This is a genomic window from Georgenia sp. Z1491, assembly GCF_057652395.1.
Window position 1 is genome coordinate 3,469,949 of the sequence record NZ_CM172729.1, and the last position, 17,198, is coordinate 3,487,146.

Sequence of the window (17,198 nt, forward strand, 5' to 3'; positions counted from 1 at the left end):
TCCGCGCCGATCTCGCGGCGGGGCCATCAACCCTTGGGCAGCCGCGGGGCTGCGGCCTCGTCGTTATGGTCACCGCACCATCCTGCGTCACGCGGAACGCGGCGGAGGGGATCGCCTCCCGGACCGCCGCTGTCGATCACGGCGATATCGACAGCGAAGCTATCGATGACACCGCAATCGACAGCGGAGCGCGGAACGAACAACCCGGTCCCCCGCGGCACGCCCGCCCCGCACCCGACCGCCGCCGGCTACCCCCGGCGAGCCGCCTCACTCCCGGGGAGCCGCGACACTCCGGGCGAGCCGGTTCACTCCCGGCGAGCCCCGACCGGGGCGAGGGACTCACCCGAGCCGGCGTGCGACGTCGTCGTGCCGGGACCGTGGCCCCCGTCCGCGCGAGGCGCGCCGCCCTCCCCGGCGCCAGGGGTACGGGAGGTGGGCGCGTCGTCGTCGGGGGCGCCGCGACGAGCGGTGGCTGGCGTGAGGAAGGCGGCGCCGACGAGGACGACCATCGGGACGATCAGCGCGTTGCGCAGGCCGACCTCCTCCCCGAGGAAGCCGAGCACCGGGGGGCCGACGAGGAAGGCGAGGTAGCCCACCGTCGAGACGAGCGCGACGCGCGAGGCCGGCTCCGGCCCGGAGTCGCCGGCCGCGGACAGTGCGAGCGGGAAGCCGAGCGAGGTGCCCAGGCCCCACAGCACCACGGCGAGCCCGGCCACCAGCTGGCTGTCGACGAACGCGACGAGCCCGAGACCCACGACGCCGGACATCGCGCTCCCGGCGAGCACGACCGGGCGCCCGATGCGCTCGACGATCGCGCCGCCCGCGAAGCGCCCCACCATCATCGAGGCGGCGAACACGGCGTAGACGGCGGAGCCGAGGGCAAGATCGACACCGTGGCCGTCGACCATGATCAGCGGCAGCCAGTCGTTCGCGGTGCCCTCGGCGAGCGCCATCGCGAGCACCACGAGCCCGATGAGCAGCAGGCGGGAGTCCTTCCAGACCCGCACGCGCGGCCCGGCGGCGGTGAGCGCCCGGGTGGCGGGGTCGACCCGACCCGTACCACCGGGGACGAGACTCATGCTCGCCAGGGCGACGACCAGCGCGACGGCGCCGACGAGGACGAGGTGGACGCCGACCGGGAAGCCGCCCCACGTGGCGAGCATGCCGAGCAGGGCGCCGATCACCGTGCCGAGGCTGAAGCAGCCGTGCATGACGGGCAGGAACGAGCGCCCGGTCAGCTCCTCGATCGCGGCGCCCTCGACGTTCATCGCGACCTCGCCGGACCCCATGCCGGCGCCGAACAGCGCGAGGCCCGCGGTGATGACGGACTGCTCACCGAGGGCGGAGCCGAGGCCGATCGTCGGCATGCTGAGGACGAGCAGCGTCATCCCGACCACGACGACCGGCTTCCCGCCGAACCGCGTGACCAGCGGGCCCGCCGCGAGGATGCCGACCATCGACCCGACCGATAGGCCGAGCAGCACGAGGCCCATCTCGGCCGTCGAGGCACCGATCGCGTCACGGATCGCGGGCGTGCGCGTCACCCAGGACGAAATGGCGAGGCCGGGCAGGAGGAACAGGGCGAGCAGCGCCAGCCGTCGACGGCCGACCCCCGACTCGTGGCGGGCGATCACCTCGGACATACAACCTCCTAGGGCACCTTCGTCGCGTGCGCGCAGCGTGCTCGCTTCGCCATTCGTGTACGTTCGTACATGTTTCGCGGACAAATGTACACTGACGAGCGGGACGAGGGTACGGCCGACGACGACCGGAGGATGAGATGTCCGCGACAGGACGGGGCACGGGGGCCGCGACAGGACGGGGCACGGGGGCCGCGACAGGACGGGGCTCGGGAGGCGCGGGCGGAGGGAGCAAGGCAGCCGCGCCCGGACGGGGCCCGGGCGGCGCGAGCGGGCGCAGGCGCGGGGCGAACGACCCCGAGCGGCGCGAGCGGATCGTGCGGGCGGCCCTCGACTCGATCGCCGAGGGTGGCGTGCGGGGGACGACGCACCGCGCCGTGGCCGAGCGTGCGGGCGTGCCGCTGGGGTCGATGACCTACTACTTCGACGGGCTCGAGGAAATCTTCGAGGAGGCGTTCCGGCAGCTCGTACGCACGATGACCAGCCAGTTCCGCGCGGCGATGGAGGGGGCCCGGTCGCAGGAGGAGGCGTGCACGGCGCTGGCCGCCCTCATCTCCGACGACGAGTACTCCACGCCCCGCGACACCACCGCCATGCTCGAGCTGTACGCCTACGGCAACCACGACCCGGCCGTCGGGGCGCTGCGCAACGAGTGGACGCAGATGTCCTCCGACGCCCTCGCCCTGCACTTCGCCGAGCCGACGCGCAAGGCGCTGGACGCCCTGGTCGAGGGCTTCACGGTGCACGCGTTCTTCCGCTCGAACCGCCCAGACCCCGAGGTGGTGCGGGCGACGATCGACGCCGTCGTCGCGCGCCTCGAACCACCCCCTCACGAGTGAGGGGACTTCCTCCCCGCGGGAGAGCGGACTGCCTCCCCGCGAGTGAGGGGATTTCCTCCCGGCGAGTGAACGGACTGCCTCCCCGCGGGAGAGCGGGGCTCGGTCCGCTGGGGTGCGTGGAGTGGATCCTGGCGTCGCGCTGTCGCCCAGTCAATCGGGTACGTGTCGAGGCAGTCGCCCGGGGCGTTGACTCACCGCTTCGCCGATTGACTCACCGGCCAGGCCACGCCCCGGGGGTGCCCGCGGCCCGACGAACGAGTGAGCGCCGCCCGGACCGAGGTCCGGGCGGCGCTCACTGGTGAGGAAGATTCCCCGCACTCGTGGAGAAGAATCCCCTCGTTGGTGAGGAAATATCCCCGCACTCGTGGGGTGCGTGTCAGCGGCGGACTCCCAGGGTGTCGGAGCCGTCGCCGTTCCAGTCACCGACGAACACCTCGTCGCCGGCCCGGCCGTAGCGGACCTCGGTGTCGGCCACCGTGGACGTCAGCGAGTTCGAGACCAGGTAGAGGTTCCCGCGGCGCACCGCGAAGGTGTCGACCGCGTCGCCGTCCCAGTCACCGACCAGCACGTCGTCCGACGCACGGCCGTAGTCGAGCTCGACCTCCGCCCAACCAGTGCTCAGCGAGTTGGACACGTAGTACGTGTTGCCGCGACGGACCGTGAAGGTGTCGATGCCGTCGCCGTCGTAGTCCCCGACCAGCACGGTGTCGTCGGCGCGGCCGTAGTCCAGCTCCGCGTCGGCGTTCCCACCGGTCAGGGAGTTCGACAGGAAGTAGCTGTTCCCCCGGCGCACCGCGAACGAGTCACTGCCGTCGCCGTCCCAGTCACCCACCAGCACCGCGTCGTCCGCGCGGCCGTAGGTCAGCTCGACCTCCGCCGCCCCGCCATACAGCGAGTTGCTCAGGTAGTAGGCGTTCCCGCGACGCACCGCGAGGGTGTCCGCGCCGTCGCCGTCCCAGTCACCGACCAGGACCTCGTCACCCGGGCGACCGAAGGAGAACTCGTGGTCAGCCCAGATGCTCCAGCCGTCGTTGAGGTAGAACCCACGACCCGGCGACGGCGGCACCGGCTCACCAGGCTGCTCGGCACCCTCGGTGACCTCGAAGGGCACCTCGGCGACGGTCGGCTCGGCGCTGACGGTCAGCGACTGCTCGCCGACCTCGGCACCCTCAGGGATGGTGATGTCGACGGTCGCCGTGCCGGTCGTGTTGTAACCGTCGGACGGGGTGTTGTCGACGTCGGCGGTCCCGACGACCTCGTCGCCGAGGAGCACCTCGACCTCGAATGGCTTGGCGGCCGCCTCGGTCGTGAACGACAGGCCCGAGAGGTCCACCGAGACGGTCTCGCCGGCGGCAGCCGACGTCGGACCGGTCCAGCCGATCGAGCGCTGCTCGTAGGTCGGGGAGAGCTCCTCGTTCGCCGCCAGGTAGTCGTTGAGCGCCTGGACGTCCTGCACTCCGGCGTCGACGAAGTTGCTCGCGTTGTCGGTGAACCCGGTGAACGCGTCACCGCCCGCGAGCAGGAAGGTGTTACCGGCGATGCGGACCTGCTGGTCGTCGGCCACGGGCTCGCCGTCGATCGTCAGGGAGAGGATCTCGTTGCTCTCCGGGTCCCACACGTAGTCCAGGTTCTCGGACCAGCCGAGCGCCAGGTACGGGTGCGAGTCCGTCACGGTGCGCTGCTGCTGCTCGAGGAGCAGGCGCAGGTCGGAGCCCGGGATCGTCACGGCGCCGATCGTGTTCCCGAAGGGCTGGACGTCGAACGCCTCCTGGTAGGTGACAACGCCGTCGCCGTCCGGGTCGAGGTCCGCGCGGATACCGCCCGGGTTGATGACGCCGATGTCGGCGCCGAGGTTGAACTCGTTCGCCGACGCCAGCGCGGCGTCGCCGAGCAAGTTGCCGAGCGTGGACTCCGCGCCACGGTTCGTGCCGTCGGGTGCTCCCGTGCGCGAGCCGCGGTCGAACGGCGCGACGACGGAGCCGACCTGCTCCTGGCCGAGCTCCTCGCTCTCGGCCAGAGCGTCCTGGTAGAGCGCCTCGATGTCCGCGTCGCGCGCGGTCTCCTCGGTGATCTCGATGTTCTCCGCCGTGTCGACCGTGATCTCGCCGGACTCGGGGTCGATCGTCAGCTGGGTGTTGGCGACGTGGCTGCCGAAATTACCGGGCTGCAGCAGCGGGGCACCGGCGCCGGTCTCGGTGGACTTCACCAGGTGCGAGTGGCCGGCGAATGCGGCGTCGATGTCCTCGGACAGGCCCGGGGCGATGATGTCGGCGTCCTCGTGGATGAGCGCGACGACCACGTCGGCCTCGCCGTTGCCCTCCTCGTCGACACCGTCGGACAGCTCGGCGGCGCGCTGGTTGGCGACCTCGACCTCGTCGAGGAACTCGAGGCCCTCGATACCGGCCGGCGAGACGACGTTCGGGGTGTCCGAGGTGACGGTGCCGATGATGCCGACCCGCACGCCGTCGATCTCCTCGATGGCGTAACCCGGGTCCGCGATCTCGGGCGCGCCGTCGACGTTGGCGCCGAGGTGGGTGAAGTCCGACGCGGGGATCACACGGTCGCGCAGGTCCGCGTAGCCCTGGTCGAACTCGTGGTTCCCGACGGCGGCATGGTCCAGGCCCATCGCGTTGAGGATCTCGAGGGTCGGCTCGTCGTTGGCGATCGCCGAGACGAAGGCGGAGCCGCCGATGTTGTCGCCGGCGGAGAGGAACAGGGTCCCTGTCTCGTTCTCGGCGCGGATGCCGTCGACGACGGTCTGCACCTGGGCGGCCGTCTCGATGTGTCCGTGGAAATCGGTGATGACGGCGAGGTCGATGGTGACCGTGCCGTCCTCGTTCTCGACCGCGAGGGCCGGGGCCGCCGCGGCGACCGATCCGAAGAGCGCGAGGACGCCGGCGCTGGCCGTGATCCTCACCGTAGAGGGGCGTGACATATGGGGGAGACCTCAGTCTTTCGTCGGGCCGACAGGGGTAGGGCGCGGCCAGGCTATCGCCGGTCCCATGCCGATCCCCGGGTCTCACCGAGCGGCCACCAAGAGTTCACCCGCGGTTGGTCGGTCCGACCTGTGGCTTCACCACGTGGTCACCGGTGCGTGCACGGATTCTCGCGTGCGGAGCCTGGTGCTGATGCGCACCGTGCCGACCCCGGTCAGCCCTTGCCCGACGCCTCGCCGGGGCGGAGGAGGCGAGGTGCGACGAGCCCGTTGCCGAGGCAGTGGGGTAAGCGCCGAGGCAGTGGGGTGCGACGAGTCCGTTGCCGAGGCAGTTGGGTAAGCGCCGAGGCAGTCCCCCGCGTCGATTGACTCGGCGGATACCTGACTGACTCACCGCGCCGAGGCCCCGCTACCCCGGTCAGCTCGCGACGGAGCCCTCGCTCGCCCCGTCGCTCGCGCCCTCGCCGCTCTCGGTCTCGGCACCGCCGGGCGTGCCCCCCGACGCCACGCCCTCGACGGCGAGCCGCAGCGTCTCGGCGTCCTGCAGACCGACCATCACGTACCCGCCGACCACCGTCGTCGGGGTGCCGGTGAGCTCCAGGTCCGTCGCGAGCCGACCGTTGGCCCGGATCTGCTCGGCCGTGGCCGGGTCCTCGAGGTCCGCGGCGAACTGCTCGGCGTCGAGCCCGACCTCTGTGGCGCGCTCGACCAGCGCCTCGGTCGTCACCTGCGCGGCCTGCATCGGCTCGGCCATCAGCGCATCGTGGTACTCGATGAACCCGTCCTGCTGGCCCGCGGCCCACGCGGCCTCCGCGAGGGTGAGGGACTGCTGCGCGAGGACGCCGACGTCGCGGTACTCGATGCGCAGCGTGCCGTCGTCGACCAGATCCTGCAGCTCCGGCATCGACTGGGTGGCCATCGCCTGGCAGTAGCTGCACAGGTAGTCCTCGAAGACCACCATTGTCACCTCGGCGTCCGCCTCGCCGACCGCGGTCGGGTACGCGGGATCCTCCGCGACGACGTCGACGTCCGTGGTCGGCACGTCCTCGAGCACGGCGGCGGCCTCCTCCGCGCGCTCCCGGGACTCCTCCGCACGCTCCTGGTCCTCGTCCGCACGCTCCTGGGCCTCCGTCTCGGCCCGGGCGTCCTCGTCCTCGTCGGGCGCGTCCTGCTCGGTGCCGGACTCGGTGGCCGCGGGGTCCTCAGGATCGGACGAGCACGAGGCGAGCGCGAGCGCGGCGCCGAGGACTCCGGCGGCGAGCGCCGGACGAGCGGTTCGGGACATGTTTCCTCCGGTTGTCACGAGCGGCCCTCCCAGTCATCGAGTGTGCGGTTCGCGCCCCTCGGGCGTGCGGTTCTCGACCCTCCAGTGTGCGGTCCGCACGGGGTGAACCGCACGCTCGACGCCGTGACACCGCACACTCGCCCACTCCGAACCGCACGCTCGACGACGTCGGGGAGCCGCCGGCCGACCGCGGAACGCCAACCGGCCCTGTCCCGTCAGACCACCCCGTGCGCGAGCAGCGCGTCTGCCACCTTGGCGTAGCCGGCCACGTTCGCACCCAGGACGTAGTTGCCGGGCGCGTTGTGGATCTCGGCGGTCCGCGCCACGGTGTCGTGGATGTGCGTCATGACGACCTCGAGCTTGGCGACGGTCTTGTCGAAGCCCCACTGCTCGCGCGAGGCGTTCTGCTGCATCTCCAGCGCCGACGTCGCGACCCCGCCCGCGTTCGCGGCCTTGCCCGGACCGAACGCCGTCCCGGCGGCCTGGAAGACCTCGACGGCCTCCGGCGTCGTGGGCATGTTCGCGCCCTCGGCCACGGCGATGACCCCGTTGTCGACGAGGGTGCGGGCGTGGTGCTCGTCGAGCTCGTTCTGCGTGGCGCAGGGCAGCGCGATCGTGCACGGCACGTCCCACACCGAGCCCTCGGTCCGCAGCTCCGCCCCGGGACGGGCCTCGACGTAGTCCGACACGCGGCCGCGCCGGACCTCCTTGATCTCGCTCAGCAGCTCGACGTCGACCCCCTGCTCGTCGAGCACGTAGCCCGAGGAGTCGGAGAACGCCACCACGTGCGCGCCCAGCTGCTGGGCCTTCTGGATCGCGTAGATCGCCACGTTGCCGGAGCCGGAGACCACGACGCGCTGCCCGTCGAGCTGCTTGCCCGCGCGGCGCAGCATGCGGTCGGTGAAGAAGACCGTGCCGTAGCCGGTGGCCTCGGTGCGGCCGAACGAGCCGCCCCAGCCGGTGCCCTTGCCGGTGAGCACGCCGGCCTCGAAGCGGTTGGTGATGCGCTTGTACTGGCCGAACATGTAGCCGATCTCGCGGCCGCCCACGCCGATGTCGCCGGCGGGGACGTCGGTGTACTCGCCGATGTGGCGGTAGAGCTCGGTCATGAAGGACTGGCAGAAGCGCATGACCTCGCCGTCGGACTTCCCGTGCGGGTCGAAGTCCGAGCCGCCCTTGCCGCCGCCGATGCCCTGACCGGTGAGCGCGTTCTTGAAGATCTGCTCGAAGCCGAGGAACTTGATGACGCCGAGGTTGACCGACGGGTGGAACCGCAGGCCGCCCTTGTACGGGCCCAGCGCGGAGGAGAACTCCACGCGGTAGCCGCGGTTGACCTGCGTCCGGCCGGCGTCGTCGACCCAGGGGACGCGGAACATGATCTGGCGGTCCGGCTCGATGAGGCGGCGCAGGATCGCCTGCCCCTCGTACTTCGGCTTGAGCGCCACGTCGCCGATCGTGCCGAGCACCTCGTGCACGGCCTGGTGGAACTCGGGCTGGCCCGGGTCGCGGGTGACGACCTCGTCGTACACCGCCTGCAGCTCGTCGATCATGCGGCTCCTGACGTCGGGCCCGGCTCACGCCGGGCGGATGGTCCTTGGTTCTCGCCCGAGGGGTGCTCGCGCGTGGTGCGGTCATGGATGGTGCGGTCGTGCGTGGCGGGCCGGGCCCGCCCGGTGCGCGGGGCAAGGTCGCCCGCGGCCTCACCGGCGCGGCGCACGGGGCATGACGCCCCGCGTCGACCGCGGCGGCCCGGGACGCACCCGGCACTGCTCACAATTGTCTCAGGATCGTGCCAAATGTTCGTCTCGGTCCGCCACACGATCCTCGTTTCAGGCCCGGGACCGTGCTCAGTCCCACAGTGCGGGCAGCACCGCGGCCGACGCCTCGGCGAGCGCGGCCACGTCGATCCCGGTCACGCCCCCGACGGCGAGGGACCCGCCGCCGGTGGAACCGATCGTCGCGCAGGGTACGCCCTGGGCGGCGGCCAGCGCCGTGATGCGGTCGACGTCCGCCGGCGCGCAGGCCACGATCGTCCGGGCCTGCGTCTCGCTGAACAGCGCCGTCGGAAGGTCGATGCCGTCCCGGTCGGTCACGCCCGTGAGATCGATCTCGGCCCCGACGCCGTACCTCGTGGTCGCGTCGACGAGCGCCTGGGCCAGCCCGCCGGTGGCGAGGTCGTGGGCGGCCGTGGCGAGCCGCTCGCCGTGGATCGCGAGCAGGGTCTCCACCAGCGCCTTCTCCTGCGCGACGTCGACGCGCGGCGGCGTCCCGCCCAGGTGGCCGTGCACGGTCTGCGCCCAGGCGGACCCGTCGAGCTCGAGCGCGGTGGCGCCGAGCAGGACGATCGTCTCCCCCGCACCCCGCCAGCCCGACGGCGTGGCGCGGGTGACGTCGTCGTGCAGTCCCAGCACGCCCACCACCGGGGTGGGATGGATCGACGACGACGCCGTGCCCGGCTCGCCCGTGGAGTTGTAGAGCGAGACGTTGCCGCCGGTGACGGGGATGCCGTACTCCTGGCAGGCGTCCGCGAGCCCGGTGATCGTCTCGACGAGCTGCCACATCGCGCCCGGGTCCTCGGGGTTGCCGAGATTGAGGCAGTCGGTGACCGCGAGCGGGCGGGCGCCGACGGTCGCGACGTTGCGCGCCGCCTCGACGAGCGCCTGGGCGGCGCCGGCGCGCGGGTCGAGGAAGGCGTATCGGTGGTTGGCGTCGGTCGCCAGCGCCACCCCGCGGTCGGTGTCCTCGTCGATGCGCAGGACGCCGGCGTCGTCGGGCTGGGCGAGGGCCGTGCGGCCCTGGACGAACCGGTCGTACTGGTCGGTGACCCAGCCCTTGTGCGCCTGGTTGGGGTCGGAGGCGACCTCTCGGATCTGGGCAGCGAGCCGCTCCGGGTCGGTGGGTCGCTCGAGGTCGGCCGCCGAGCTCGCGACGATCGGGTCGAGCCACGCCGGGCGGGCGTAGGGGCGGTCGTAGACGGGGCCGTCGTGGGCGACGGTGCGGGGTTCGACGTCGACGATCCGGCGCCCGTGGTGGTCGATCGTCAGGCGGCCGGTGCCGGTCACCTCGCCGATGACGGAGGTCTCGACCTCCCAGCGCTCGGTGACGGCGAGGAACTCCTCGAGCCGCTCGGGCGCGACGACAGCCATCATCCGCTCCTGCGACTCGCTCATGAGGATCTCGCCGGCAGTGAGGCTGGGGTCGCGCAGCAGGACAGTCTCCAGGTCGACGTGCATGCCGCCGTCGCCGTTGGAGGCCAGCTCCGAGGTGGCGCAGGAGATGCCGGCGGCGCCGAGGTCCTGGATGCCCTCGACGAGGTTCTTGCCGAACAGCTCCAGGCAGCACTCGATGAGGACCTTCTCCATGAAGGGATCACCGACCTGCACCGACGGGCGCTTGACCGGGCCGCCCTCGTCGAACGTCTCCGACGCGAGGATGGAGGCGCCGCCGATGCCGTCGCCGCCGGTGCGCGCGCCGAACAGGACGACCTTGTTGCCGGCGCCGGACGCGTTGGCCAGGTGGATGTCCTCGTGGCGCAGCACGCCGATCGCCAAGGCGTTGACGAGCGGGTTGCCCTGGTATACGGGATCGAGGTCGAGCTCGCCGCCGATGTTGGGCAGGCCCAGGCTGTTGCCGTAGGAGCTGATGCCCGCCACGACGCCGTGCGCCACCCGGCTCGTGTCCGGGTGGTCGGGCGCCCCGAACCTGAGCTGGTCCATCACCGCGATCGGGCGGGCGCCCATGGCGATGATGTCCCGCACGATGCCGCCGACGCCGGTCGCCGCGCCCTGGAACGGCTCCACGTAGCTGGGGTGGTTGTGGGACTCGACCTTGAAGGTGACGGCCCAGCCGTCACCGACGTCGACGACGCCCGCGTTCTCGCCGATGCCGACGAGGAGGTTCTGCCGCATGGCGTCGGTCGTCTTGTCGCCGAACTGGCGCAGGTGGCGCTTGGAGGACTTGTAGCTGCAGTGCTCCGACCACATGACGGAGTACATGGCGAGCTCGGCCGAGGTGGGGCGGCGGCCGAGGAGGTCGGTGATGCGGGCGTACTCGTCGGCCGTGAGGCCGAGCTCCGCGTAGGGCATCGGGGTGTCGGGGGTCGCGGCGGCGTCGTCGACGGTCTCGTCGGGGCGCGGGGCGCTCGGCGCTGCGTCGTGCTGCGGGGCGCTCGGCGCGGCGTCGGATGCTGGTGAATCTGCGGACATGCGGGCGACCTCACGGACTCGCGGGCTGGGCTGGTGGTCGGACCGGTGGCTGCGCGCCGCTCGTGCGGGCGCAGGCGCCACCGGTGGCTGGGCTGGTGCCGAATCTACCCGGGGCGTCCGGCGGGGCCCGATCCCGTCCGCGCCACGGGCCGCCGAGAGGGTCGGCGCGGCTGCCGAGAGGTCGGCGCGGCTGCCCAGGGGTCCGAACGGCTGCCTGCAGCGAGCTCCGCCGCCATTACCCGGGTCCCGTGCGCCCCCTCCCGCGCGGTCAGATGTCTCCCACCGCGCAGCACGAGCGCCGAGCCAGTCACGTAACCACCGAGTCAATCGACGCGGGGCACTGCCTCGGTGGTTACCTGACTGACTGAGCGCTAGGACTAGCCGTCGTCATCGGGCGCGGTCCGTCCATGTCCGACGACGGCCGCCGGCTTCGTCTCGATCCCATCGGGCGAACGTCAGTCGCGCGCGGCCTGCTTCGCATCCTGGGCAGCCCGCTCGTCGTCGAGGGTGCGGTTCTTCGCGCTCTCGATGTGCTCCCGCATCCGGTTCGCCGCCTGCTCGGCATCGGCCGCGCTGAGCGCCTCGAAGAGCCGCCGGTGCTCCCGGGCCGCCCGGTGCGCGTGCGACACACCCGCCTCTCCGATCAGCCGGAACCTCTGAAGCTGTCCGCCCAGCGCCTGGTAGGCGCGCTCGGTGAACGGGTTGCCCGCCTGCTTGCTGATGAGCGCATGGAAGGCCTCGTCGGCGAGCCAGCACTGGCGGAGCGCCTCGCCGTCGGCCACCGCCCCCACCCGCTCCATCACCGCGATCGTCTCGTCCAGCTCGGCGAGGAACTCCGGGGTGCTGCGGGGGGTGGCCTCTGCGGCGAGCGTCGGCTCGATGAGGAGCCTCGCGTCCATCAGCTGAACGATCTCCTTGGGAGTGAGCAGCGGGGCCACCTCGTACCCGCGCAGCGCCTCCCGACGGACGAAACCCGTGTGCTCCAGGCGCGCGAGCGCCTCCCGCACCGGGGTCGGGCTGAGGTCGAGCTCGCGCGAGAGCTTCTCGATGTTGAGCCGCTGCCCCGGAGGTCGCATGCCGTTCATGAACTGCACGAGCAGGATGTCGTGCACCTTGTCCGCGAGAGGCACGCGGGTCGACCGCCGTCGCGACGGCGGCACCCGGGCGTCTTCGATCCGGCCTGTCACCATATCCCCCCACGATAATCGGGCGCTGTGAATGCTGCACCCTGATGGGCGGTGGAGAATTCCTGATGACCACCGAACCTGTCAGCGAATTCGTCGGCGCTGTCCTCGGGCATGAATCCGATCGTCTCACCGCCGGACGCGTCCCAGAATCGAGTGGAATTGTCCGAGACCCCGTACACGGTGGCGAAACCACCCGGAAGGTCGTGGCTCAGTGCTGCCCGGACCAAGCGAACACTGTCCGGCACGCTCAACCACGTGCGGAGCTGGTCGGAGTTCTCCGGCTCCGCGCGGCAGACACCGATACGGAGGCACACCACCTCGAGCCCCCACTTGTCGTGGTACAGCCGCCCGATCGCCTCCCCGAACACCTTGCTCACGCCGTAGTAGGTGTCCGGCCGGACGTCCGAGTCGACGCTGACCATCTCGTCGGCGGAATGAAATCCCGTGACGTGGTGGGAGCTCGCGTACACCACGCGTCCGACCCCAGATTCATGTGCGGCCTCGAACACATTGTACGTACCGAGGATGTTCGCGGAGAGGATGGCGGCGAACTCGGCCTCGTCCGCGCGACCACCGAGATGGACCACCGCGTCCACTCCGGCGGACGCCTGCCTGAGCGCCGCCAGGTCCTCCAGCGTGCCTCGCACGAGCGTCTCGCCGTCGGCCACGTCATCGATCTCGGACCGAGAGAAGAGTCGAACCTCGTCGTAGAGTTCTCGGAGCGCGGGGCGAAGTGCAGCGGCCATCCGGCCCGATGCTCCGGTGAGAAGTAATGCAGTCATTGAGTCCTCGCGATTCGGCGGGTCAGGGGGTTGGTCGAGTGCTGACGTGAGCGGGAGGTCCGGACGGATGGGCCGGGCCATCCCGTGGTTCACGACATCGGAACGGTGCCGCCGCCGGGTACGGACACCTCGAGTCCGGCCGCCCGGTAGGCGTCCGCGGCCACCGTCGAGACGAGGAAGTCGTACAGCGCGCGGGCGGGCACCGACGCGTTCGGTGCATGCCCGAGCCACAGGTCGACATGATGCTGGGCGTCCGTCGGCAGCGGGCGGATCTGGTGGCCGCCGCCGACCGAGGCCAGCTCGATGACCTGCTGGACGGCGAGGTCGGCCCGCCCGTCGTACAGCGCCTCTGCCGTAAACCCCTTCTCCACGACCGTGGCGGTCGCGTTGACCTCGTCGGCGATCCCGAACCGGTCGAGCAGGGCGGCGAAGTGCTCGCCGCTCGCGCCCGTGCGCGAGTAGGCGACCGATCGTGCCGAGCGGATGGCAGTCACGAGCTCGTCGATCGTCCCCACCTCGGGGGGCTGGGCACCCGGTGCGGTCGCCACACCGATCCCGGACCGCACGAGCGGGGTCAGGCCGGGCCGGTCGAGGATCCCGTCGGCCGCCAGCTTCTCGAGCGCACCGCCCACGCCGAGCACCAGGTCGGGCCGCTCGCCGTCGGCGATGAGGCCGGTGAGCACCTTCGTCGGCTCGTAGGTGGGGGCGACCTCGTGGCCGCTGGCCCGGGTGAAGGCCGGAAGGACGGTGTCCTCAAGGATGTCGCGGACCGCGAGCCCGCTGAACAGCGTCACCTGCGTCGATTCCACGGTGTTACGTCCTCTCTCCACGTTGGTTGTTCGCATACAGGCGCTCCCGTTCGTCCTGCGTCAGTGGCGACGTCTCGCGAGCGCCGACGAGCAGGACGATCCGGGCCATGTGCTCGATCTCCTCGGCGACGTCGACGGCAGCGAGCGCACGGTCCGCCGCGACGACCGGACCGTGGTTGCGCAGCAGCATGCACGCGTCGCCGCGCGCGACCTCACCCGCACGATCGGCCAGACGCTCGTCGCCCGGGGCGAAGTAGTCGACCAGCGGCAGCGCCACGACGCGCATCGCGTAGTACGCAGTCAACGGCGCCATCGCGTCGTCGGGGTCCAGCCCGCCGAGGCAGGAGACCGCCGTCGCGTGGAGCGAGTGCGTGTGGACCACCGCTCCCGCCGTGGGACGGCCTCGATAGACGGCGGCGTGGAGGAACGCCTCCTTGGAGGGGCGCGCATCCGTGAGCGGTCGCCCGTCGAGATCGACGACGGCGAGCTCTGAGGCCTCCACCGTCGAGAGGCTGCTGCGGGTCGGGGTGACGATGATCCGCTCCCCGTGACGGACGGACACGTTGCCCGTGCTGCCGTGGCTGAGCCCGCGGGCGGCCACGGCACGAGCGGCCGCGACCACCTCGTCGCGCGCCTCGTCCTCGCTGCCCTCGCTCACCGTGCGGCTACTCATGCGTGCCCCATCCCTGGTCGACGTCCACCGCGCGGGAGAACATCGCGACATCGCCGAAGTTCCCGGACTTCAGGAGCAGCGCGAGTGGTTCGGCGCCGATCGCGTAGATCCACGGCACCCCGGTCGAGACCTCGCCCCCGACGGCGGCGCCCGCGACCTCGAGCGCGTGGACGATCGCCCCGGACGTCTCTCCGCCGGCCGAGACGAGTCGCCGGACCCCGCGGTCCACCAGTCCGACGGCGATGCGGGACAGCGCACCCTCGAGGAGCGCGGCCGACTCCGCGGTGCCGAGCCGCGACTGCACCTCGCGGAGCTCATCCGCGGGCAGTGACGTGTAGATGAGTGGTGCCGGGCCATCGGGAAGGGCGTCCGCCCAGGCCAGCGCGCCGTCCGCCAGCACCGCCGGGTCGTCCGCCGTGAGGGCGTCGACCCGGTAGGTCGGGTGACCGCGGCGCTGCAGATCGGCGATCTGCGCTAGGGTCCGCGCGGAGCAGCTGCCGGCCAGGACCGCGGCCCGTCCGTCGCCGACAGGGTCCGGCGCCGTCGCCTCGTCGGAGGACGTGGCGGCGGTCCGGAGCTCGGCCATCGCACCGCCGAGGCCGGCCGCACCGGCGACGAGCGGCTGGTCGGCGACGGACTCCGCGAGGACGCGGAGGTCATGGGCCTCGACGGCGTCGGCCAGGACATGCCTCGACCCGCCGCCAGCCGGCTCGGTGATCGCGGCGCGGACCGCCGGTGTGCCCTGGCGGATCGTCGCGAGCGGGAGCGTACCCACCGACCGCCCGCTCTGCGCCTGCAGGACGCGGGGGAGGTAGGAGTCCGTCATCGGCGTGAGCGGATGGTTCGCCATGTGCGTCTCGGCGAGCAGGACGTCGTCGACGAAGAGCTGCCCCGCGTAGACCGTGCGGGCGTGCTCGGGCGAGCTGGGCGTGGTGACGACGACACCTGCCCCCACGGCGTCCGCGAGCGCGTCGAGGACGGGGCCGATGTTGCCCTGCGGGGTGGAGTCGAACGTGGAGCAGTACTTGAGGTAGAGCTGCCGCGCTCCTTGGGCCCGGAGCCACTCGCCCGCCCGGAGGCTCTCCTCCACCGCCTCGAAGACCGGCGCCGTCCGGGACTTCAGCGCGACGACGATCGCGTCGTGCTCCGGCAGGTCGATGTTCCGCGGCGGCGGTCCGAAGAAGAGCAGGGTCCGCAGCCCCGCACGACGCCAGGCCAGAGCGAGGTCGGTGCCGCCGGTGTAGTCGTCGGCGATCGCGCCCAGCGGCGCGTCCGTGGAGCGGGTGTCGAGCCTGTCCTCGGCGGGTCCTCCCCGGGCGTCCGCCGAGCGTGCCCCGGGCTCGTCCGCGGAGAGCCCGGAGGCGGAGAGCCCGGCGAGCGCGTCCCGCAGGGTCGCGGCCGCGCTGCTCGGGCCGGAGATCACGGTGACCCCGAGCGCCTCGGCGAGCTGGGCCTGCGCCGGTGAGAGCGAGTACTGCGCGAGCAGGACGGCGTCCACGCCGGCCTCGCCGTCGACGAACGGCCGGCACGCGTCGATCAGCACCGTCGCCAGCGCGGACGGGTCGTCGGCCTTGGCCGCCGCGAGGGCGGCGGGCACTGCGAGGCCGCGCACGTCGACCTCGGTGCCGGCGTCGGACACCGCCTCGGTGAACCGCTGCACGGAGTCGGCGAGCGCCGACTCCAGGGAGGCGACCACCAGCACGGTGCCGTACCCGCCGGTCGCGGCCTCCTCGAAGGCCGGACCGTCCGGGGCGAGCACCGGGATGTCCGCGACGGTCCCCTCGGCCACCGTGCCGTACATCGAGCAGGTGAGCAGCACGGCGTCGGCGCCGCCGTCGACGGCGTGCGCGATAAGCCTGACCATGCGCTCCCGGAGCGGCTCGGTCAGCTCACCGGCGTCTGCGGCGTCGGCGAGCAGCCGGTCGTCGAGCAGGTTCCAGACCGTCGCGTCGGGCAGTGCCTCGGCGAGCGCGTCGGTCGCGGGCGGGATCGCCACCGGTGTCGCGCTGATGAGTGCCACCGTGCGTTCGTCGCGTGTCATCGGACCGCCTCCTTGAGTCGCTGCAGGACACCGGCGGACGTTCCCGCCGGGATGAACTCGCACCCGAACCATCCTGTGTAGCCGGACGCCCGGACGTGCTCGACGACGTAGTGCCAGTCGAGCTCCCCGGTACCGGGCTCCGTCCGCCCCGGCCCGTCTCCGATCTGGATGTGCTGCACGAGCGGTCGTACGGCGTCGAAGGTCCTCGTCACGTCGCCCTCGGCGACCTGGGTGTGGAAGACGTCGAAGAGCAGGCCGACCGGGCCGCCGACGGCCTTCGCGACGGCCGCTGCCATGGCCTGGGACCCGAGGACGAATCCCGGTGCGTCGCGCTGGTTCTGCATCTCGAGCACGATGCGCAGGCCGGTCCCCTCGGCGCGCGCGGCGGCCCAGCCGATGTTGTGCACGTACCGGGCGAACGCGTCGTCGCGGGAGACACCGTCCGGGATGCGACCGCCCACGACGTGCACCGTGCGGCAGCCGATCTCACCGGCGAAGTCCAGCCCCTCGTCGACCAGGTCTCGGAAGGTGTCGACGTGGTCCGGGAGGCACGCGGCGCCGCCCGCGGTGGGTGAGCCCGAGGGGCCCTGCGCGACGTTGAGGAGGACGGCCTCGAGCCCGTTCTCCTCGAGCAGCCGGGCGGTCCTCGCGGCCGTCAGGCCCCCAGGAGCCGGGAGCTCGACGCCCGCGAAACCTTCGTCCGCGGCGGCGGCGAACCTGCCCTCGAGAGGGTCCTCCGTGAAGAGCCACTTGAGGTTGGCGGCGAACCGCGGCTCGTGTGCGTTGGTCATCATCGGCCCGC

Annotated in this window: 12 protein-coding genes; 1 reads left to right on the forward strand and 11 read right to left on the reverse strand. The window is 72.1% G+C overall.

Annotated elements, in window-relative coordinates:
- Window positions 1-305: 305 nt before the first annotated feature.
- Complete coding sequence (locus AC24HA_RS16060; RefSeq protein WP_425709979.1) at window positions 306-1,643, reverse strand: MFS transporter; 1,338 nt, start codon at window positions 1,641-1,643, stop codon at window positions 306-308.
- A gap of 137 nt (window positions 1,644-1,780) precedes the next feature.
- Here AC24HA_RS16060 and AC24HA_RS16065 point away from each other — a divergent pair, with 137 nt between their 5' ends.
- On the forward strand, window positions 1,781-2,479 hold the full coding sequence (locus AC24HA_RS16065) for a TetR/AcrR family transcriptional regulator (protein ID WP_425709978.1): 699 nt from the start codon (window positions 1,781-1,783) through the stop codon (window positions 2,477-2,479).
- Window positions 2,480-2,855: 376 nt separating this feature from the next.
- Here AC24HA_RS16065 and AC24HA_RS16070 read toward each other — a convergent pair whose 3' ends face one another.
- From AC24HA_RS16070 to AC24HA_RS16115, 10 genes are all read right to left on the reverse strand, one after another.
- Window positions 2,856-5,414, reverse strand: coding sequence for a bifunctional metallophosphatase/5'-nucleotidase (locus AC24HA_RS16070; protein ID WP_487563544.1), 2,559 nt, complete (start codon window positions 5,412-5,414; stop codon window positions 2,856-2,858).
- A gap of 418 nt (window positions 5,415-5,832) precedes the next feature.
- Window positions 5,833-6,699: a DsbA family protein gene (locus tag AC24HA_RS16075; RefSeq protein WP_425709976.1), complete on the reverse strand. Its 867-nt coding sequence runs from the start codon at window positions 6,697-6,699 to the stop codon at window positions 5,833-5,835.
- Between the two features lie 215 nt (window positions 6,700-6,914).
- Complete coding sequence (gdhA, locus tag AC24HA_RS16080; protein WP_425709975.1) at window positions 6,915-8,249, reverse strand: NADP-specific glutamate dehydrogenase; 1,335 nt, start codon at window positions 8,247-8,249, stop codon at window positions 6,915-6,917.
- A gap of 297 nt (window positions 8,250-8,546) precedes the next feature.
- A complete protein-coding gene (gene purL, locus AC24HA_RS16085; RefSeq protein WP_425709974.1) occupies window positions 8,547-10,904 on the reverse strand; it encodes a phosphoribosylformylglycinamidine synthase subunit PurL in 2,358 nt (785 codons plus the stop codon).
- Window positions 10,905-11,359: 455 nt separating this feature from the next.
- Window positions 11,360-12,034: a GntR family transcriptional regulator gene (locus tag AC24HA_RS16090; protein WP_425709973.1), complete on the reverse strand. Its 675-nt coding sequence runs from the start codon at window positions 12,032-12,034 to the stop codon at window positions 11,360-11,362.
- A 53-nt stretch (window positions 12,035-12,087) separates the two neighbouring features.
- Window positions 12,088-12,837, reverse strand: coding sequence for an NAD-dependent epimerase/dehydratase family protein (locus AC24HA_RS16095; protein WP_487563545.1), 750 nt, complete (start codon window positions 12,835-12,837; stop codon window positions 12,088-12,090).
- A 125-nt stretch (window positions 12,838-12,962) separates the two neighbouring features.
- Window positions 12,963-13,682 (reverse strand): substrate-binding domain-containing protein, encoded by a 720-nt coding sequence (locus AC24HA_RS16100; protein WP_425709972.1) that lies wholly within the window; start codon window positions 13,680-13,682, stop codon window positions 12,963-12,965.
- A 4-nt stretch (window positions 13,683-13,686) separates the two neighbouring features.
- Window positions 13,687-14,355, reverse strand: coding sequence for a class II aldolase/adducin family protein (locus AC24HA_RS16105; RefSeq protein WP_425709971.1), 669 nt, complete (start codon window positions 14,353-14,355; stop codon window positions 13,687-13,689).
- Window positions 14,348-16,396: a 3-oxo-tetronate kinase gene (gene otnK / locus AC24HA_RS16110; RefSeq protein ID WP_425709970.1), complete on the reverse strand. Its 2,049-nt coding sequence runs from the start codon at window positions 16,394-16,396 to the stop codon at window positions 14,348-14,350. Before otnK ends, AC24HA_RS16105 begins: the two co-directional genes overlap by 8 nt.
- On the reverse strand, window positions 16,393-17,190 hold the full coding sequence (locus tag AC24HA_RS16115) for a hydroxypyruvate isomerase family protein (protein ID WP_463647816.1): 798 nt from the start codon (window positions 17,188-17,190) through the stop codon (window positions 16,393-16,395). The genes otnK and AC24HA_RS16115 overlap by 4 nt, the downstream gene beginning before the upstream one ends.
- Between the last annotated feature and the right edge of the window lie 8 nt (window positions 17,191-17,198).